14 protein-coding genes are annotated in these 19146 nt (G+C 61.8%); 7 read left to right on the forward strand and 7 right to left on the reverse strand.

Annotated features, from left to right (window positions below):
• Positions 1 to 78: 78 nt before the first annotated feature.
• Positions 79 to 1344, reverse strand: coding sequence for an ABC transporter substrate-binding protein (locus X751_RS157285; RefSeq protein ID WP_023744140.1), 1266 nt, complete (start codon positions 1342 to 1344; stop codon positions 79 to 81).
• 145 nt (positions 1345 to 1489) lie between these two features.
• Between X751_RS157285 and X751_RS157280 the strand changes: the two genes are divergently transcribed.
• Entirely contained in the window at positions 1490 to 2692 is a 1203-nt protein-coding gene (locus tag X751_RS157280; protein ID WP_023744141.1) for an ROK family transcriptional regulator, read from the forward strand.
• Between the two features lie 29 nt (positions 2693 to 2721).
• On the opposite strand, the gene X751_RS157275 is transcribed toward X751_RS157280, so the two are convergent.
• Positions 2722 to 3801, reverse strand: coding sequence for an aminopeptidase (locus tag X751_RS157275; protein WP_031246972.1), 1080 nt, complete (start codon positions 3799 to 3801; stop codon positions 2722 to 2724).
• Between the two features lie 201 nt (positions 3802 to 4002).
• Entirely contained in the window at positions 4003 to 4236 is a 234-nt protein-coding gene (locus X751_RS157270) for a hypothetical protein (protein WP_023686482.1), read from the reverse strand.
• 185 nt (positions 4237 to 4421) lie between these two features.
• On the opposite strand from X751_RS157270, the gene X751_RS157265 reads away from it, so the two are divergent.
• Both X751_RS157265 and X751_RS1000000166815 read left to right on the forward strand, forming a co-directional pair.
• Positions 4422 to 6422, forward strand: coding sequence for an AI-2E family transporter (locus X751_RS157265; protein ID WP_023744143.1), 2001 nt, complete (start codon positions 4422 to 4424; stop codon positions 6420 to 6422).
• Positions 6423 to 6550: 128 nt separating this feature from the next.
• Complete coding sequence (locus X751_RS1000000166815; RefSeq protein ID WP_023744144.1) at positions 6551 to 6709, forward strand: hypothetical protein; 159 nt, start codon at positions 6551 to 6553, stop codon at positions 6707 to 6709.
• A 435-nt stretch (positions 6710 to 7144) separates the two neighbouring features.
• On the opposite strand, the gene X751_RS157260 is transcribed toward X751_RS1000000166815, so the two are convergent.
• On the reverse strand, positions 7145 to 7513 hold the full coding sequence (locus X751_RS157260) for a response regulator (RefSeq protein WP_023744145.1): 369 nt from the start codon (positions 7511 to 7513) through the stop codon (positions 7145 to 7147).
• Between the two features lie 155 nt (positions 7514 to 7668).
• On the opposite strand from X751_RS157260, the gene X751_RS157255 reads away from it, so the two are divergent.
• The 4 genes from X751_RS157255 to X751_RS1000000164715 all read left to right on the forward strand — a co-directional run bounded on the left by X751_RS157255 (position 7669) and on the right by X751_RS1000000164715 (position 15318).
• Positions 7669 to 9462: a PAS domain S-box protein gene (locus X751_RS157255; protein WP_023744146.1), complete on the forward strand. Its 1794-nt coding sequence runs from the start codon at positions 7669 to 7671 to the stop codon at positions 9460 to 9462.
• A gap of 192 nt (positions 9463 to 9654) precedes the next feature.
• Positions 9655 to 9948: a hypothetical protein gene (locus X751_RS1000000165370; protein ID WP_023704064.1), complete on the forward strand. Its 294-nt coding sequence runs from the start codon at positions 9655 to 9657 to the stop codon at positions 9946 to 9948.
• A gap of 472 nt (positions 9949 to 10420) precedes the next feature.
• Positions 10421 to 10576, forward strand: coding sequence for a hypothetical protein (locus X751_RS1000000166820; protein WP_156033724.1), 156 nt, complete (start codon positions 10421 to 10423; stop codon positions 10574 to 10576).
• A gap of 215 nt (positions 10577 to 10791) precedes the next feature.
• Complete coding sequence (locus X751_RS1000000164715; protein WP_156936363.1) at positions 10792 to 15318, forward strand: autotransporter outer membrane beta-barrel domain-containing protein; 4527 nt, start codon at positions 10792 to 10794, stop codon at positions 15316 to 15318.
• A gap of 170 nt (positions 15319 to 15488) precedes the next feature.
• Here the strand turns inward: X751_RS1000000164715 and X751_RS157250 are convergent, their stop codons facing one another.
• The 3 genes from X751_RS157250 to X751_RS157240 are packed head-to-tail and all read right to left on the reverse strand — an operon-like array spanning position 15489 to position 19101.
• A complete protein-coding gene (locus X751_RS157250; protein ID WP_050592348.1) occupies positions 15489 to 16721 on the reverse strand; it encodes a MalY/PatB family protein in 1233 nt (410 codons plus the stop codon).
• Between the two features lie 49 nt (positions 16722 to 16770).
• Positions 16771 to 17895, reverse strand: a complete 1125-nt coding sequence (locus X751_RS157245) for an amino acid ABC transporter permease (RefSeq protein ID WP_031246975.1) — start codon at positions 17893 to 17895, stop codon at positions 16771 to 16773.
• 18 nt (positions 17896 to 17913) lie between these two features.
• Positions 17914 to 19101, reverse strand: a complete 1188-nt coding sequence (locus tag X751_RS157240) for an amino acid ABC transporter permease (RefSeq protein ID WP_023744150.1) — start codon at positions 19099 to 19101, stop codon at positions 17914 to 17916.
• Between the last annotated feature and the right edge of the window lie 45 nt (positions 19102 to 19146).

A 19146-nucleotide genomic window follows, 5' to 3' on the forward strand; every position in this document is an offset into this window, starting at 1 on the left:
TGGCAGAGCACAGGACTGGCGGAGCGCGGGACCGGGATGGCGGATGGCCGGGTGCGGATGGCGCCCGGCCATTGCCATCTATTTCTGTGCTTCCGCCGCGTCGGCCATCGCATTGGCGCCATCCTCGGGCGACATGTCCGGCGTCGCCACGAACTCGGTAATGGAGTCCATGATCGCGCCGCGCATCTTCTGCGGGATGGTCATGTTGTGCGCCATCGAGCGGACCAGCGTGCCGTCCTTGATCGAAGCCTGCAGATCCTTCTGCGAGAGCTGCTGGCACGGATTGAAGCCCTTCGACAGATCGATATCCAGGCGTGCAGGGATCGAGCCCTTGGCCTGGTTGAAGACCGTCTGGAAGTCGGGCGACAGGATCAGGCTGGCCAGCAGCTTCTGGCCGTCGATGTAATCCTGGTCCTTCTGCTTGAAGAACACGACCGAGTCCGAGTTGAGGATGAAGCCGGGTTTGCCCCAATCGGTCGGCGCCTGGGCGCAGACATAGTCGGTGCCTTCCTTGAAGCCGGCGGCGGTCAAAAGGCCGATCGTCCAGTCGCCCATGATGTGGAACGCCGCGTCGCCCTTGCCGACGAGCGCCGACATCGAATCCCAGTCGCGGCCGACCATGCCCGGATCCATGTACCTGCTCGTCATCAGGCGCATCTGCGTGAAGGCCTTGACCATCCCCGGGCTGCGCATGGACTCGACATCGCCTTCGACGAAGGCCTTGCGGTAGAGATCGATGTCCTGGCCGTAGAGCACGACCTCGAACACCGTCGAATCCGTCCAGTCGGCGGTCGAATGCGAGATGCAGATCTTGCCTGTGGCGACGATCTTGTCGCAGGCCGCATTGAACTCGGCCCAGGTCTTCGGCATTTCCGCCACGCCGGCCGTCTGCATGACCTTGGGCGAGGCCCAGAGCCAGTTGATGCGGTGGATGTTCATGGGCGCGGCGACCCATTTGCCGGTCGGCTTCATCACCGGAAGCAATTCCGGCGCCACCACTTTCTCCCACCCTTCCGAGGCCGCCAACTCGTCGAGATCGGCGGTCATGCCGGTCTCGTTCCATTCGGCGATCTCAGGGCCTTTGAGCTGCACGGCAGGCGGGGCATTGCCGGCGATCACGTCGGCGCGCAGCTTCGCCAGCGTATTGGCGGTGTGGCCGGCAATCGAGGTCTGTTCCCATTTGCCGCCCTTGGCGGTGAACATCTCGCCGAGCTTGGCGATCGCCTGGGCGTCCGATCCGGTCGCCCATTGGTGCAAAAGGTTGGTCTTGGGCTCGGCGAAGGCTGTTCCGGCGAAAAATGTGCACGCAGCAGCGGCCGCAAGCGCGGTCATGACGGACTTCATCGTTTCACTCCCATATCGTGTTGCACGGTTCGTCTCGACCGCTTATGGCCGCGGTTTGAAGCCGCCGCCGGCGAGATGCGTCAATCTCGAGTTCTTTCCAAGATGACATATTGGAGCTATCAGTCAACGATGTTTATGTTGAGCCATGACAAAACCTTCGCTTAGAACCTGGCTGATCGACAGACCCTCCGCGTCGCCGGAGAGCATGATCGTGCGCTGCCTGAGCGAGCGCGGCGCACTCTCCGCGTTGCAGATCGCACGCGCCACCGGTCTGGCGCGCTCGACGGTGTCAACCGCGCTTAACGGCTTGAAAAGGTCTGGAATGGTGATCGAAGCCCCGGCCAGCCGCGGCATCAGAGGCATCGGCAGGCCAGCCGCGGCGGTGACGCTCAATCCGACAGCGGGCACCTGCGTCGGCATTCACCTAGCTCTTCAGCAGATACGGCTCATCGTCGCCGATGTCTCGCATTCCGTCATTGCCGAACAAAATATTCCAATGGCGCTGGACTACCAGCCGCAACAGGCGGCCCAGGCGGTCAAATCGGCGATTGCCCAATCCTACAGGGAAAATGGTCTGCCGATGGCGGGGCTCCTGGGGGTTGGTGTCTCCGTCTCCGGCCCTGTCAGCCGCGATGGAGTGGTGCTGCGCGCAAGCATGGTTCCAACATGGGCCGGCGTCAACATACGAGATGTGTTCGGACCCGTTCTGGAACAGCCGATCTTCGCCGACAACGAGAGCAACTGCGCGGCCATTGCCGAGCTGATGTGGGGTGCGGCCGTCGGCCAGGACGATTTCGTGCTGTTCAAGATCGATCTGGGTGTCGGCGGGGCCATTGTCCAGCATGGCCGGCTGGTGACGGGCGTCGCCGGCGGCGCCGGCGAATTCGGGCACATCAGCATCGATCCCGGCGGCGACCTTTGCCGCTGCGGCAATCGCGGATGCCTGGAGCTCTACGCGAGTTTTACCCGGCCGCTGGAACAGATTTCGCGTGTCGTTGGGCGGCAAGTCACCATGGACGATGTCATCGCCATGGCCGAGCAGGGCGACGTCAGGGCGTTGCGGATGATCGAGGATACCGCCGAGATCGCCGGCCGGGGTCTCGGCCTGATCGGCTCGGTGCTCAATCCGCCGCTTATCATCATCGGCGGCCACATGGCTTTGGCAGGGGACATTCTGTTGACGCCGCTGATCGCGTCCTATGAACGCCACACGCTGATCAAGTCCCGGGATGTCGCTCCCGCGCTGCGCACGCGCATCATCGTTGGCAGGCACACCGAGAACGATGCCTTGCTGGGCGCGGTCGGCCTCGTTTTGAGACACCAAACGAAGGAACTGTCGCCGGGGTGATCGTCAGGACCAGCCTGTGCTTGTTCAAGTCAATTGCATGTGCCCGCAGCCTTGAGCGCTTCGGCGCGGGACGATTTGGGCAAATCCGCGATCCGCCGGACAGAAGCGTAAAACCTTGGATAGTCGCCCGAACACAGGTCGAACAAGCGAAGAAAGGCCGGAACCTGTTCACCGTAGACGGCAGTCGCGGCGAGCTTTGCGTTGTTGATCGGGGCATCGAACCAGGCGTCGTATCCCCGGTATCCCGCCCAGTGCCTGTCGCGCATCCGCCGATAGCGCGCCCGCGTCCTCTCGATCGCGGCTGCCTTGGCAGTCGCCATCTGCTCCGGGGTACGGGGACTACCATAGACCTGCCTTAACTCGTCGCGCGTCCTCGCCACCAGTCCGAGAAAATCGGCGCCGCGTTTGCGGTCGGCTTCGTAGCGGCGCAATCCGGCCCGGTCGCCGGCGGCGCGGAGCCATTTCCTGACGCCGCTGGTTTCGACGGCAACGGCGAACGCCTCGTTGAATGCGGAATCGCCATCCACATAAAGCCGCTGATGCGCCAGTTCATGAAAAACAAGGCTTGCGAGATAGGTGTCGTCCTGACGCAGCATGGTGCTCAGCAGCGGGTCACTCGACCAGCCAAGCGTGGAATAGGCGGTGACGCCCGAGACATAGACGTCCAGCCCCTGTCTTTGAAGCTCGACAGCGCTTTCAGCCGCGGATTTCCGGGAGAAATAACCCCGGTATGGAACGCAGCCGAAAACCGGAAAGCACCATGTTCGTGGCGCCAGCGAGAATTGCGGCGCGGCAAAAACGGCCCAGGTCACGGCGTTGCGATGGATGTCGACATAGCTGCGGTAGCTGCTGTTCTCGGGCAATGCCAGTTCATCCGTCGCAAACCGTCTTATGGCGCTGGCCGACGTCAATTTGGCGCGCAATGCCTCAGGCGTCGAAGGATCACGGATGAGTTTTGTAATATTTTTGCGGGCGGCCATGATCTGCGCGTGACCCTGCAACGACTGCGCGTAGTAGGAAATGCTCGTGCAGCCGGTCGCCCCGGACGCGATGATCGCCGCGGCAAGCATCCGAAGAACGCGCTTCACTGTTTGCCCACCCTTGCCCATCTCCCCATGCAGCAAACGTCCTGGTCCACCTCAAATAGGAGGCACCGGTTTCCGTCAAGAGCTGCAGGGGCAGGGGGCGACACCGACCTGGGCAGGGCAATGCGGGCATTCGATCTAGGATTGACGAAAGTCCACCGCAGGGCGGAGCGGGCGAGATACGGACCGTCCGTCGAGACGCGGTTTCTCCGAAGCTGCCGCGCGCTACTGGTCCGAAAACTTCACGCTCACGCCGCGCTGGCGAAAATAAGCCTGCATCAACTTACGGCCCGAGCGGTTGTTCTGGGCCAATTTTGCCGGATCGAACACCGCCTGTTTTGCGCCCTCTCGTGTCAGCGCAGCCTTGAGCGTCGCGATATGGGCGTCGATGTCGGCATTGTCCGCCCGCAGCGAGGCATAGATACTTTCGGTCGCTTCGGCCACAGTCGGTTCGCTCACAGATGTCGTCCTTTGGTTGGTTGGGCGGCGGCTTTACCACAGATTTGCGGCTCCGACGATATCGACTGAACCGTCAGAGCACAGCGCCCAGGGCGCAAAACCGCAAAACGTATGTATTCGGCCCTGCTAAACATTGCCCGGCAGGCGAATGGGTCTAACTATCGGTAGGAAACGGGGGGAATCACGTGGCTGCCAATCGTCGAAACGACATCTCATCGTCCGAGCGGGGGCTAGGACGGATTCTTGCGGCAGGCAATGCCCATCCGCGCACAGCTCTGCCTACCGTGGCAACCATCGTCACGACAGTAGCTGCGCTGTATTTCGGTCGTGAGGTGTTCCTTCCCATTGCCATCGCGCTGCTTTTGACCTTTGCGCTGGTGCCGATGGTCTCCGCACTGAAGCGTGTCGGCTTGCCTCGGCTGCCCGCAGTGCTTCTGAGCGTGATTGGCGCATTCGCGGCCCTGGGCCTGTTCAGCTTCATTGTTGCGACCCAGGTAAGCGAGCTTGCTCAGAACATTTCCGTCTACCAGACAAACATTCTGACCAAGGTACGTTCCCTCAAGGAGACGGGCGTTGGTGGCGGCATAATTGCCAGGCTGAGCGGGGTGATCGAGCGTGTCGGTCAGGAGATCGACAAGCAGGATGTGGCGCCGCCTGCGGCCGACAAGCCCCGGCGCGAGCCTGTTCCCGTCGAGATCGTCGCCCGCGAGAGACCTCTGGAGGTATTGCAGAACATCATCGGACCGTTGATCAGCCCGCTGGCATCAGCTGGCCTGATCATCATCGTCGTCATCTTCATGTTGCTTGAGCGCGAGGATCTGCGCGACCGGTTTATCCGCCTCGTCGGCTATGGCGACCTCCATCGCACAACGCAGGCATTGCAGGATGCCGGCAAACGGGTTGGCCGCTATCTGATCATGCAATTGGTGGTCAATATCGTCTACGCGATACCAATCGCAATTGGCCTTTGGGTGCTCGGCATTCCCAACGCGCTGCTGTGGGGGTTGCTGGCACTGGCGCTGCGCTTCGTTCCCTATATCGGCCCTGTTATCGGCATGCTGCTGCCCTTGTTTCTGGCCTTGGCGGTTGCGCCCGGCTGGTCGCTGGTGCTGTGGACCGCCGCACTGTTTGTCGTCATGGAATTGGTAACCGGCAACGTCATCGAACCGTGGCTCTATGGCTCGCGCACGGGACTTTCTCCTTTGGCAATCATCGTTGCGGCAATTTTCTGGACATGGTTGTGGGGGCCGCTCGGCCTGGTCCTTTCGACGCCGCTGACAGTTTGCCTCGTCGTCCTCGGGCGACATGTTCCGCAGTTCGAATTTCTCGACGTCCTGTTTGGCAACGAGCCCGTCCTTGAATCTCACGCCCGGCTCTATCAACGGCTCCTGGCCGGCGATCCCGACGAGGCCACTGACCATGCCGAGGAGATCCTCGAGGAGAAGTACCTGATCGATTTCTACGACACTGTCGCCATTCCTGCTCTCCTGTTGGGCGAGCAGGACCGCATGCGTGGCGTGATGGGCGATCAACAGCGAAGGCAGGTGGCGGCGAGCGCCCAAATTCTTGTGGCAAATCTTGCCGACGATGCACAGGAAGAGGCAAGCGAGGAAGATACGCCGGCAACCACCGCGGAAGGGAGCGCGAGCAGGGAAACAGATGGCGTCGAAGAGGAAGAGATCGAGTTGCCCGACGGCAAGGACATGTCGGTGCTTTGTGCCGGCGGTCGCGGCGAACTCGACGATGCCGCTGCCGCCATGCTCGCTCAGGTGCTGGAGGTGCAAGGTGCTACGGTGGCGAAGGCCAGTTTTGTCGATATGGAGCCGGCAGGTATTCGTCGTCTCGAACTAGAGGCGATCGACACTGTCGTGGTCGGTTTCCTGAACCGGGATTCGCTCAAGCATGCCCGCTTTCTGGTCCGCAGACTGAAGCGCGCCAAGGCAGGTTTGAGAATTGGGATTGTGTTCTGGTCAGACGCGGAGCAGGGCGATGTCGGGCAAGAAAGGCAAGCTTTGGCCGCCGACATCAGCGCCGATTTCGTAGCCCACGGCATGGTCAACGCTGTGCTTGGCGCACTTTCTCCAGCGCCGGCCGTTCCCCTCAAAGTCGTTTCGAAACGCCGCGATCGACGCCGTCCGGCCCCTCGAAAACGGATCCCGGCCCAGGCAACGGCCGCAACAGCCTAGCAGCACCGCCATGTCTCAGATTGCCGCGCCGGCGCTGGAATCTCTGGTGCGACGGCAAGATCGTCCCCACTCGCAACCATGGAACAATCTCGCGGCCTTGCGGTTCCTAACATCGAAGGAGAACCCCCATGCTTAGATTCCTTATCCGCCTCGGCGCGATCTACGCGGCGTTCCAGATCGGCCGAGAGTTCGGCCGCAAGGAGACCGAAATCATGCTCCTGCCGCCGCCCGTTGACTACGAGCGGCACCCCACGTCAAGAAACGAAACCGATTTCGGAGAGGCATAGGACCGCTCAATCTGTCTGGTCGATCTGGCCCATGCTGGCGCCGTCCCTGCGCGGGGCGCTTTATCGTACGAACGGACCCGGCCACTTGGCTGTTGCCAGGATCGTTTCTGGCAACGCAATAATTGAGCCGCTATCTCTGTCGCTCAAACGCGGCACAGCGAGGTTGACCGTGCGTCGAAGAATGAGTCTCAGATCCTGGCGTTGAGCCGATGGAGAAGGCATGATCAGCACGGGCAAGGACGAGCACAACCCTAAGAAAGTGGAAGGGAATGAAGCACTGGTGCTGTCAACTGCCAAAGAGACCGGCATCACCGAGGATCAAGCGCGCGACCTTGTTCGCCTGATCGGCACCGGCCGCAATTCGCTGCTCCGTGAGGCACGGCAGCTGCTCCGGCAGCGCCTGGCTAGTTTAGACCGAAGGTGCTCAGAGCACGGCTATCCCGTCGCCTTCTGCTGCCCGGCGGTCATCGCTTTGAGAGCCCGGACCACCTCTGCAGGTCCGGCGGGTTTCATCACTCTTACGCCAGACGAGAACGCTTCGTGGGTTTCCTCGAGCCCCAGGCCGGAATAGACGATGAAAGGAACCGCCCGCCCTGCCAAGGTTTTTGCCGCGTCAACAGCCTCGCCGTCCGACAGCCTGACGTCCAGGATCGCTGCGGCGGGGGTATGGTCCGCAAGAAAACGTTTCGCCTGGGAACATGTCGCCGCCAATGCCACGGCAAAGCCCGCCTCCGAAAGAGTGGACTCCATATCCAGTGCTATCAAGGCTTCGTCGTCGACGACAAGGACCAAGGGTTTGCCCATGCGCGGATGATCGCACGTTTGTAGATGGAAGACGAGTCGAGGCTACGACCCTTTTAGGGTCCGGTTCCCGTACGCAGCGGGTCGAGACCGCGAGCAATGGGAACCAACTGATCCAAGCCGCATTATATTTGGTTGGACTGGACAAGGTGTTTGGGATGCATGAAGCAACACAGGCGAATGTTGTCGCCTTCGAAAACCCGGGGGTGTCCAGCAATGACGGTCTGGATTTCGATTACAAGGATTTCTTCGAAAACGGCGCCGTTGCCCTCCATCTGGTGAACGCAGACGGCGTAATCGTGCATGCCAACCAGGCTGAGCTCGACCTTCTCGGCTATCCCGCAGAGGACTACCTCGGTTGCCACATCGCCGAGTTCTATCCCGACCGGGACGTCATAGAGGACATTTTGGGTCGCCTTGCCAATGGCGAGAAGATCGTAAGATATCCGGCGCGATTGAGGGCCAGCGATGGATCGATCAAGCACGTCGAAGTCACCTCAAGCGGACATTTCCGGGACGGCAAGCTGATCAACACCCGGTGCTTCACGGTCGATGTAACCGACTTGGTGCACACCCGCTCGGAGCTCAGGCAGCATGACAGTACCTATCACCAGATACTCGACGGCCTACCCGTCGCCATCTACACGACCGATCAGGATGGGACGATCACCTACTACAACCGCGCCGCGGCCGATCTGGCAGGCAGGGAGCCTGAAATCGGCAAGGATAAATGGTGCGTGACGTTCAAGCTGTTCACTGCCGACGGCAAGGAATTGCCGCACGATGAATGCCCGATGGCCATTGCGCTCAAGGAGAACAGGCCGGTCCGCAATCAGCAAGCTGTTGCGCAACGTCCCGACGGATCGTTTTTTCCGTTCCTGCCCTACCCGACACCGCTGCGGGACGAGCACGGCGCTCTGATCGGCGCCGTCAACATGCTGCTGGACCTGACGGACCGCCAACGTGCCGAAGAAACCAGGCAGCACCTCTCAGCGATCGTGGAATCCTCATTTGACGCGATCGTCAGCAAGGATCTCAACACCATCATAAAAAGCTGGAACCAGGGCGCCGAACGGCTTTTCGGCTACACCGCCGACGAAGCGATTGGCCGGTCGGTGACCATGCTGATCCCCGAAGACCATCAGGACGAGGAACCCCGCATTCTCCAACGCATTCGCCGCGGCGAGCGCGTCGAACCATTCGAAACGACCCGCCAGCGCAAGGATGGCAGCCTGGTTCCGGTTTCACTGACGATATCGCCCGTGCGTAACGCAACCGGGCAGATCACCGGCGCATCGAAGATAGCGCGAGACATCACGTCGACGAAGGAGAATGAATACCGCATCCGCATGCTGATGCGCGAGGTCAACCACCGGGTGAAAAACCAGTATTCGGTCATCCTGTCGATGATCCGGGAGACCAACAAGCGATCGGAGACGCCAAAACAATTTGAAACCCAGGTGCGCGAGCGCATCATGGCGTTGTCACGATCTCACGACCTGCTTGTATCGGCGGATTGGAAGGGTGCCACGATCAGCGACCTTTTGGCGGCCCAGGTCGAGCCTTTCCCGCGGGGGGATTTGATCGAAATGTCGGGCCCATCATTGGTGCTCAGTCCCAACGCAGTTCAGTATCTCGGGATTGCCTTCCACGAACTGGCGACCAACTCGGCCAAATATGGCGTGCTCTCAGGGGACAAGGGCCGGATTTCGGTCACATGGGGCATCACCGGTTCCGGTGGTTCGAGGCTCTTTCACCTCACCTGGGTCGAAAGCGATGGTCCGCAGGTTCAGACTGTCGGACAAGGTGGCTTTGGAACCGTTGTGCTGAAGCGGGTTGCGCCCGCAGCGGTCAGTGGGCAGGGAAATCTCGAACACGGTCCGCATGGCATAACATGGGGCTTGGAAGCGCCTTTGGCTTCCGTAGCAGCTTCTGCCGTCCATGAAGCTTAGAAGCAGGAAGCAGCCCTGCAACGAGCATTCGTCAATTGGAAGCCCTTGATGCGGCCTTTGCCGAGCGAAAACCCCGTTTCCGCTAAAGATCGCCAGAGCCATTGCTAAAGTCGGCAGAGCAAATCACCGGCAGAGGGCGCATTTCGTTGCACGGAACGGGACAGGACCGGCGTAGCCAGAGGCGAGGTAACTATGGACATCGACGAGTTCCGTGCGACCCTTCAGGGAGTAGAGCCCCCGGCGAATCTTGGGATGGCGCTCCACGCTCTATGGTGGGATAGACAGGGCGATTGGGAGCGGGCGCATGAGTGTGTGCAGGCCAACGAATCTGATCCGGCCTCTGTATGGGTTCATGCCTATCTGCACCGCAAAGAAGGCGACCTTTCTAATGCAGCCTACTGGTACCGCCGCGCCGGGCAGCCTGTGGCAACTGGCAAGCTAGACGCAGAGTGGGAGTCGATTACAGAATCACTTCTTGCAGGATAGTGAGGGGTCGCTCAAGGGGCAGCCTAGCGCCTCATCGCCCCCGTAGAGGCGAAACTCACCTCCGCCCGATGGGATCGGCTGGAGCCCAGGAGGTCCGAACGTTTCCGCATAAATTGATGCAGCGAGATTGTTCTCGCGATTCCGTAAGGTCTCTGTTTAATAAGCTATATCTAATATTGACTATTTTCTGTCGCTCAAAAGTCGCAGACTTCATTTTACTGATCACCGTTAGCTTCTTGGTAGCTCTCATGACTATAAACTTCTTGCGGGCGAATAGCTTTCATGCTGCCTTCGCGCACTCAGGAATCAGGGAGCTTAGGCATGGCGGAGCGGATTGCGCGTGATGGGTTTTGGGTTTTGCATCTCGCGCGCTTGCCGCAAGTCGTGTCGCTTCGCTCCAGCACTTCCGCCTTGACGATCCTAACTGTTGCCCTTGCGCTGAGCGCCGCGCCGGCTCGGGCAGATGGCGGCAATGGTAGCAGCGCAGGCGCTGGACAAGGTGGCGTTGACGGCGCGCTCGCGAGTGCCACGGGTCAGAATGCCGCCAATGGCGCGACCGCTGGTGGCGGTGGTGGCGGCATTGACCTCACGACGGGTGACGGGGCGCCAGGAGGATCGGGAGCGGTAAGTGGGACAGCCAACAACCCAAATGGCGTTGCCGGTGCCACTGGTGCTACGGGTCTGGTCATCTCGACAGACGGGACCATTGCAACCAGCATCAGCGGCGGGGCCGGCGCTTTGGGCTCCCCTGGCACGAATGGCGTCGTCAGGAGCGGCGGCGGTGGCGGTGGCGGTGTGGGCGTCAGTGCCACGGCCGACGTTACAGTCACTGGCACAGGATCGGTGAGTGGTGGCACTGGCGGCCGAGGTGGGACCAATGGCAACAGCGGCAGCGGTGGTGGCGGCGTCGGCATATTCTCGTCCGCAAACGTGTTTGTAGAGGCGGGCGGCAGCGTTACCGGCGGCACGAGTCTTTCCACAATTGGGGTCCAAGCAGGTGGTGGCGGCGGCGCAGCTGCCATCGTCCTGATGGGCGGCGGGACAATCCAGAACAGCGGGAATCTGCTCGGGGGTGCCGGTGGAAGAACAGTTCTCGGCGGCGGTGGGGACGGTGGCGCCGCTGTTCTGCTGCTTTCAGGTGGAACCGTCATCAACAAGCTAGGTGCGACGATCGTTGGCGGCAGTGGCGGTCAGGGCTCCTTGGCAGGCGGCGATGGCGCCGCAGGGATCAAGGGCGCCAACATCGCGGTCATCAATGCGGGTACGATCAGCGGCGGTGCCGTCGGCACCGGTGGCGGAACGCCGGCAGCCGGCAAAGCCATCCAGTTCACCGGCGGCGTCAATTCGCTGGAGATTCAGGCCGGCTCCACCATCACAGGCAATGTGGTCGCTTTCAGCGCCGCGGATACATTCAAGCTGGGTGGCGATATCAGCGCCAGTTTCGGTGTGTCGCAGATCGGCGCTGGCGCCAAATATGACGGGTTTGGGTTCTACGAGAAAACCGGAAACAGCACCTGGACCCTAACGGGGACGACAACTGCCGTCACGCCTTGGACCTTGTCCGGCGGGACCCTGCAAATTTCGAGTGACAACAATCTGGGCGCCCTCTCGGGCGGCTTGACCTTCGACGGCGGCACGTTGCGCACGACCACCAGCTTCGCCACCAATCGCAATGTCCTGATCAATTCGACCGGCGGGTTCGACACGGTGGCAGGCACGCAGTTGGACGTGTCAGGCCAGGTGACCGGCACCGGCACACTGGTCAAGAGCGGCGCCGGCACGCTCAACGTCACCAATTTGTCCAACAGCTATACGGGTGGCAACATCGTCAATGCAGGAACGCTTGCCGGCAACACCGTGGCGATCCGTGGCGACATCCTGGACAACGGCGCTGTCTCGTTTCTCGACCTCGGCCCCCACACCTTCGGCGGAAATATCTCCGGCTCGGGTAGCGTCGACATCGAAGGCTTCGGCACGCTGACGCTGACCGGTGCCAACACCCACAGCGGCGGCACCAAGGTCGGGACCGGCAAAAGCATCTCGGTCGCGTCGGACCAGAATCTGGGTGCCGCTACGGGCCTGCTGACACTCGACGGCGGCGAACTCGGCACGACAGCAAGCTTCGCCATGAGCCGCGATGTCAAGCTCACTTCCGCCTATGGCTACTTCCGCGCGGCGGCGGGTACGACGCTGACCGCGAATGGCGAGCTGACCGGCGTGGGCGGCGTCTACAAGGAGGGCGCCGGCACCCTGGTGCTCAAGGGCGACAGTACCTATTCCGGCCGCACCACCGTCGACAGCGGCAAGCTTATCGTCGAGGGCTCGCTCGGCAGCACCGAAACGACGGTCAACAGCGGCGGCACGCTGGGCGGCTCCGGCTCGATCGGCGGCGCGGTGATCGTCGCCGATGGCGGTGTGCTGGCGCCGGGGTCCAGCCCTGGCACGCTTACGGTCGGATCGCTCAGCCTGAGCTCCGGTTCTATGCTCGACTACGAGCTCGGCCAGGCGGGCATTGTCGGCGGCGGTGTCAACGACCTGATCGAGGTGACCGGCGCGCTGACGCTGGACGGCAGCCTCAACATCACCGATGTCGGCGGCTTCGGGCCTGGCGTCTACCGGCTAATCAATTATGGCGGCGCACTCACCGACAATGGTCTCGAGCTCGGCAATCTGCCGGCCGGTGTCACGGCCGCCGACCTGACGGTGCAGACCTCCGTCGCCAACCAGGTCAATCTCGTCAGCAGCGTCGGCACCGACTTGCTCTTCTGGGATGGTGACGCGGCCGGCAATGCCAACAATGATCTGGTCGACGGCGGCAACGGCACGTGGACGGCGACAAGCCTGAACTGGACGACGAGCACCGGCCTGGTAACTGGCGCGATGAAGCCGCAGCCCGGCTTCGCCATCTTCCAGACGCTCGGCGGCACCGTCATCGCCGACGGCAGCGCCGGCGCGCTTGCGATTACGGGCATGCAATTCGCCGCCGATGGCTACCGCATCGAAGGCGACGCCATCACGCTTGATGGCGCTGGCGGCGAGAGCATCATTCGGGTCGGCGACGGCACGGTGGCCGGAGCAGGTTACACCGCCACCATCGCCTCCGTGCTAACCGGGACCAGCAGCCTGACCAAGACCGATGCGGGCACGCTGGTGCTGTCCGGCGCCAACACCTACACGGGCGGCACCACCGTCCTGGGCGGCGTGCTATCTGTTTCAGCCGACAACAATCTCGGCGTTGCCGCTGGCGGCCTGACGCTCTCCGGCGGGACGCTGCGCAACACAGCGGCGTTCAGCTCGGCGCGCGACGTCACGCTTTCGTCGGCCGGCGGCACCTTCGACACTGTGGCCGACCTGACCTTGTCCGGTGCGATCTCTGGCGCTGGCAGCCTTGCCAAGACCGGCGCCGGCACGCTGACGCTTACGGGAACGAACAGCTATGGCGGCAACTCGTTGGTCAGCGCTGGCACGCTGGTCGGCGATGCAACCTCGATTCGTGGCGACATCGGCAATTCCGGCACTGTCGTGTTCGACCAGGCGGCGGACGCCAGCTTCGCCGGCGATATCTCCGGCACCGGCGCAATGATGAAGGATGGCGCCGGCGTGCTGACGCTGTCAGGCACGTCGCTGCTGGACTGGACCGTCAATCAAGGCGGCCTCGTCTCGGCGGCCGAGCGCTTCGGTGGCGATGTCGCGATCGGCGCCGGCGCCTCCTTCACATTCGACCAAGTCGCCTCCGCCAGCTATGCCGGCGTGCTCTCGGGCGCCGGTACGTTCATCAAGGACGGCCAAGGCACGCTGCTGCTTGCGTTGGACAACTCAGGCTTTACCGGCGCCACTGCGGTCAGCGGCGGCACGCTTGCCGCGGGCGCTGCGAACGCGTTCAGTTCCTCCTCGCAGTTTTCCGTCGCCTCGGGCGCCACGCTCGATCTTGCCGGCACGTCCCAGACGATTGCGGGGCTGAGCAACGCCGGAACGGTGCGCATCGCGGGTGGCGTCCCAGGCGACACACTTACCGTAAGCGGCGACTATGTCGGCAATAGCGGCGCCGTCGTTCTCAACGCTGCGCTCGGTGGTGACGGTTCGCCGACAGACATGCTGGTGATCGCCGGCAACACGTCAGGGACGGGTACCCTTCAGGTCGTCAATTTCGGCGGGTCGGGCGCCCAAACGGTCGGAGGCATCAAGATCGTCGACGTCGGCGGCGTCTCGAACGGCAGCTTCTCGCTCGACGGCAATTATACCTTCGAAGGCGATGCAGCGGTCGTCGCGGGCGCCTATGCCTACAGGCTTTACCAAGGCGGCGTCAGCACACCGGCCGATGGCGATTGGTATCTGCGCTCGGCCCTGGTCAACGGCGATCCCGATCCGCAGCCGCTCTATTCGCCCGGCGTGCCGCTGTACGAGGCCTATGAAGGGGTGCTGCAGGCGTTCAATGAACTGGGCACCATGCAGCAACGCATTGGCAATCGGTCGTGGGGCGAGGGTGCTACGCCGCAAGGTGCGGACCTGCCAGGCCAGGGCTCGGTCGACGGCAAGGCGATATGGGCGCGCATCGAAGCTGCCCATGCCGAGATCAAGCCTGAGACGTCGACCTCCGGCACGAACTATGACGTGACCACCTGGAAGCTGCAGGCCGGCGTCGATGGCCTGCTGCACGAAAGCGACGCCGGTACCCTGATCGGAGGGATTACGGCCCACTACGGAACCGCGTCGTCGGACGTCTCCTCGATCTTCGGGGCAGGGTCGATCGCTGCCACCGGCTACGGCGTCGGCAGCACGCTCACCTGGTTCGGCAGCGGTGGCTTCTACGTCGACGCGCAGGCTGAGGCGACATGGTATGACAGTGACATCCGGTCGGCCACGCTGGGCACCACGCTTGCGGACGGCAACAACGGTTTCGGCCACGGGCTGAGCATCGAGACCGGACAGAAGATCGCCCTCAACGGCAACTGGTCGCTGACGCCGCAGGCCCAGCTTGCCTATTCCTCGGTCGACTTCGACGCGTTCACCGACCCGTTTGGCGCCGTCGTGTCGCCCGGCAGCAGCAACAGCCTCGTTGGCCGCCTCGGCCTCTCCGCGGACTATGAAGACCAGTGGGTGGACGATGCGGGGCAAGTCAGCCGCACCCACATCTACGGGCTCGGCAACCTTTACTACGACTTCCTCGACGGAAATGATGTCGATGTGTCTGGCACGAAACTGGTCAGCGAAAATCAGGCGCTGTGGGGCGGTGTCGGCCTTGGTGGTTCGCTGAGCTGGGCGGACGGCCGCTACGCCGTCTTCGGAGAAGGGACAGCGCGGACAAGCCTCAAGGATTTTGGCGATAGTCACGCCCTGGGCGCCAAGCTCGGGTTCGCTGTGAAATGGTAGCGGCGATCGAGATGGACATGTCGACCCTGGCTTGAGCGTCGTGTCCGGCAAGGCTGCCGAGGTCTATGGAATCCGGACTTGCGGTCATCCGGCTCGTCGGCCCTGGACGTTTCCTTACCGGCTGCCGGCATCAAGTACCAGGCTCGCATCCGAAGCACCCTGGCGCTCGATCACAGGGATGCCAGCGCGCTGGACATGCGTTCCAGTCCTTGGCGCAACAGAGGACGCGGGCAGCCGACATTCAGGCGGATGAAGCCTTCGCCGCCAGGCCCATAGACGCGGCCATCGTAGAGATTAACCCCGGCCCGATCGACAAAGAACTTCTGAATTCCACCCACTCGGCGATCGAGCGCGCACGCATCCAACCACACCAGAAACGATGCGTCGGGCCGCATGGGCGTGATGCCTGGAAGGTGTTCACCGGCGAACTCGCAAACCAGATCGATGTTGCCGGCGATGTAGCGCGTGAGTTGGTCGAGCCACGGCGCGCCGCTGCTGTAAGCAACCTCCAAAGCCAGGCGGCCGAAAAAGTTCGCATTCACCATGAATGACGCCTGCATTGCGGCAAGAAGCGCCCCGCGGCGCTTTTTGCTGGCTACCGAAATGGTTGCCGAAGGAACCCCGGCAAGATTGAAAGTCTTCGTTGGAGCGGTGCAGATGAACGATTTCTCCGCAGCATCTTCCGAGATGGAGGAGAAGACGATGTGGGGGCGATCCGACAACCTTATGTCGCAGTGAATGTCGTCGGATATGACCAGGATGCCATGACGCTCGCAGATGTCGTTGAGCGCCGTCAATTCTTCGCGTGTCCAGGCCATTCCGGCAGGGTTGTGAGGATTGCACAGCAGGAATGCCTTGGCGCCGCCGGCCGCCAGTTTCTCGAAATCATCCAGATCGAGTTCATATCTGTTGTTCTGCAGCCTCAGCCGGTTCGTAAGCAGAACCCGCCCGTTTCCCTGAACAACTTCGAAATAGGGCGAGTACACGGGCGACTGCACAATGACGCCGTCACCGGGCTTGGTGAAGGTTCGCAGTATCGCAGCCACAGACGGCATGATCGCCGGCGCGGGAAGCAAGGTCTCCAGTTTCGGCGACCAGTTGTGCCGGTGCGCGAACCACGATTGCACGATCTCATAGTGGCGCGGATCGCGGCGTGTGTAGCCGTAAATGCCATGCTCCGCGGCCTCGCGCAGTCGCGCGATGACGGTTTCCGGAGCGCGGAAATCCATATCCGCCGTCCACAGCGACAGCAGGTCCTGGCCCTCGACCTGAGGCGAGAACTCGTCCCACTGGTTGGCCCATTTGACGGATCCGAACTGCTGACGGTCGTGGATCTGGTCGAAATCTATTCCCGCGATATGTCGCTGCCCAAGCGCCGATGCGGGCGTGTCTGCACAAGCCATTTGATAGTCACCTTGCCGCGGGCATTGCTTGTGGCATCATCATCGCCTCCTAGGATTTGTGGCCACGCGCCAATTGGCGCTCCATAGATTGCGAGTAACGCGACATGCCGAAGCAAAAGCTCCAGTAGACCAGCCCCGCAAAGAGGTAGCCGGTTGATGAGATCGTCGGGCCTGCCCAATTCGGATCGACGCGTGCCGTTTCGACGGCCTTCAGGAAATCCGCGATTCCGACGATGGCGACCAGAGTCGTGTCTTTGAACAGACCGATGAAGGTCGAGACGATGCTCGGTATGACGATCGTCAACGCCTGAGGGAGGACGATCAGGCGCATCATGTCGAAGTAGCCGATCCCGAGCGCCTTGGCCGCTTCGTGTTGGCCCTTCGGGATCGCCTGAAGGCCGGCTCTCACGACCTCGGCCATATAGGCGGACGAGAACAACGCTATCGCGATGAGCGGGCGCAACAGTCGATCAGGCGTCAGATAATCCGGGACGAAGAGCGGCATCATGAAGTTCGCCATGAACAACACTGTGATAAACGGCACGCCGCGGACGACTTCGATGAACGTGACGCAAACCGTCTTGACGAAAGGGAGTTCCGACCTGCGTCCAAGCGCCAGGATAACCCCGATCGGAAGCGAGAAGACGATACCCACGATCGACATCAGCAACGTGATCAAGAGACCGCCCCAGAGCGTCGTATCGATGACAGGCAAATGAAGCCAGGCAACGCCGCGCACGAGAACGAACGCGGCCACGGGGTAGACGAGGAAGAACAGCAACGCCGCCACTTTGCGCCGCGGAGCCTTCGTCCACAGGAGCCAAACGATGAGGATGGCGCCGATCGCCTGCGCAAGGTCCACCCGCCACCGCTCGGAAACCGGATACGCGCCGTATCGCAGGTAGTCGAACTTCTCGGCGATGAAAGGCCAGCAAGCCCCCTGGCTGTTCGTACGGCAAGCTTCGTGGCCGCCGCTCCAGACCGCGTTGAAGATCGCAAAGCTCAGGAAGTGATGCAGCAGCCACGCGGCGAGGAGGACAAAGCATATTGTCAGCGCGCCTGAAGACGGCGTCGAAAACAGGTTCTTTTTCATCCAGCTCACTGGACCCGGTCGAACGTCCGCGGGAGGCGCCATGGCTGGTATGAGTGCGCTGATCACAACTGGCGAACGCATGGACTGATCGCTCACCCGTCACCTCTCAACGATTGCAAAATGTTGGTTGCACGCGTTCATGGCCAATGACGTGGCAAGGGAGATAACGAGATAGACCGACAGGGTAATCGCCATGACCTGGACGGCGGCTCCGGTCTGGTTGAGCACCGTGCCTGCAAAGATCTGAACGAGGTCGGGATAGCCGATGAACACGGCAAGCGACGAGTTCTTGATGAGATTGAGATACTGGCTTGTCAAAGGGGGAATGATGATGCGCAGCGCCTGGGGAACGACGACCAGACGAAGCGTCTTGCCCGGCGCCAGCCCCAGCGCATGCGCAGCCTCGGTCTGGCCCTTTGGCACTGCCTGGATTCCACCTCGCACGATCTCGGCGATGTATGAACCGGTGTAGACCGACAGACCGATCAGGAGAGCGGCAAACTCCGGATAGAGCTGATGCCCGCCTTGAAAATTGAAACCCCGCAGCTGCGGAGCGACGAACGAGACCGGCTCGCCAGCCGCCAGGAAAAGGACCAATGGAAATCCTGTCAAGGTCGCCAGACTGACCAGAAGCACCGGCAGCTGCCTGCCCGTCCGTCTCTGGACGCTCCTGGCGCGAAACCAGAATGCAACGCAGCAGGAAATGGCCGCAACGAATGCCAGGCCCACCAGACCCGCTCCCGGATGCAAATGAATCTCCGGAACGATGAGGCCGCGATTGTTGAGGTAGATGCCGCCGGGAATGGCGATGGACGCCTTCGGCGAGGGCAACGGCTTGAGGACGGCGTTGTACCAGAACAGCAGCTGCAGCAATAACGGAACATTGCGCACAAGCTCGACATAGGCGGTCGCCACCTTCGAAACGATCCAGTTCGGCGACAGGCGGGCAACGCCGATGACGAAGCCAAGCAAGGTCGCAAACAGGATTGCGAGGACACTGACGTAGAGGGTGTTGACCACTCCCACCCAGAACGCCTGACCGTAGCTGGACAATGCATCGTACGGTATCAGGGTTTGATTGATGTCGAAGCCGGCAGACTCATTCCAAAAGTCGAATGAGAGCGGAATCCCCCGGACCCGCATATTCGATGCAGTCTGCATGCCGATGCCCAGGGCCAAGGCCAGCAGGCAGCCGGCGAGCAAGAGCTGGTAGAAGATGCCCCGCACCTTCGTATCGTGCAGCGACAACCTCCTGCGCGACGGCGCGGGAAGCGACAAATGGGACATGGGCTGTTCCTATCGGGTCCGTGCAAGGCGCTGACGGTAACACGC

The organism is Mesorhizobium sp. LNJC394B00 (assembly GCF_000502555.1).
In the GTDB taxonomy this organism is placed as follows: domain Bacteria; phylum Pseudomonadota; class Alphaproteobacteria; order Rhizobiales; family Rhizobiaceae; genus Mesorhizobium.

Coding starts and splice junctions, on each gene's coding strand:
- X751_RS157285 (WP_023744140.1), bottom strand. CDS start 1,344: ATGAAGTCCGTCATGACCGCGCTTGCGGCCGCTGCTGCGTGCACATTT.
- X751_RS157280 (WP_023744141.1), top strand. CDS start 1,490: ATGACAAAACCTTCGCTTAGAACCTGGCTGATCGACAGACCCTCCGCG.
- X751_RS157275 (WP_031246972.1), bottom strand. CDS start 3,801: ATGGGCAAGGGTGGGCAAACAGTGAAGCGCGTTCTTCGGATGCTTGCC.
- X751_RS1000000166815 (WP_023744144.1), top strand. CDS start 6,551: ATGCTTAGATTCCTTATCCGCCTCGGCGCGATCTACGCGGCGTTCCAG.
- X751_RS157260 (WP_023744145.1), bottom strand. CDS start 7,513: ATGGGCAAACCCTTGGTCCTTGTCGTCGACGACGAAGCCTTGATAGCA.
- X751_RS157255 (WP_023744146.1), top strand. CDS start 7,669: ATGCATGAAGCAACACAGGCGAATGTTGTCGCCTTCGAAAACCCGGGG.
- X751_RS1000000165370 (WP_023704064.1), top strand. CDS start 9,655: ATGGACATCGACGAGTTCCGTGCGACCCTTCAGGGAGTAGAGCCCCCG.
- X751_RS1000000166820 (WP_156033724.1), top strand. CDS start 10,421: ATGGTAGCAGCGCAGGCGCTGGACAAGGTGGCGTTGACGGCGCGCTCG.
- X751_RS157250 (WP_050592348.1), bottom strand. CDS start 16,721: ATGGCTTGTGCAGACACGCCCGCATCGGCGCTTGGGCAGCGACATATC.
- X751_RS157245 (WP_031246975.1), bottom strand. CDS start 17,895: ATGCGTTCGCCAGTTGTGATCAGCGCACTCATACCAGCCATGGCGCCT.
- X751_RS157240 (WP_023744150.1), bottom strand. CDS start 19,101: ATGTCCCATTTGTCGCTTCCCGCGCCGTCGCGCAGGAGGTTGTCGCTG.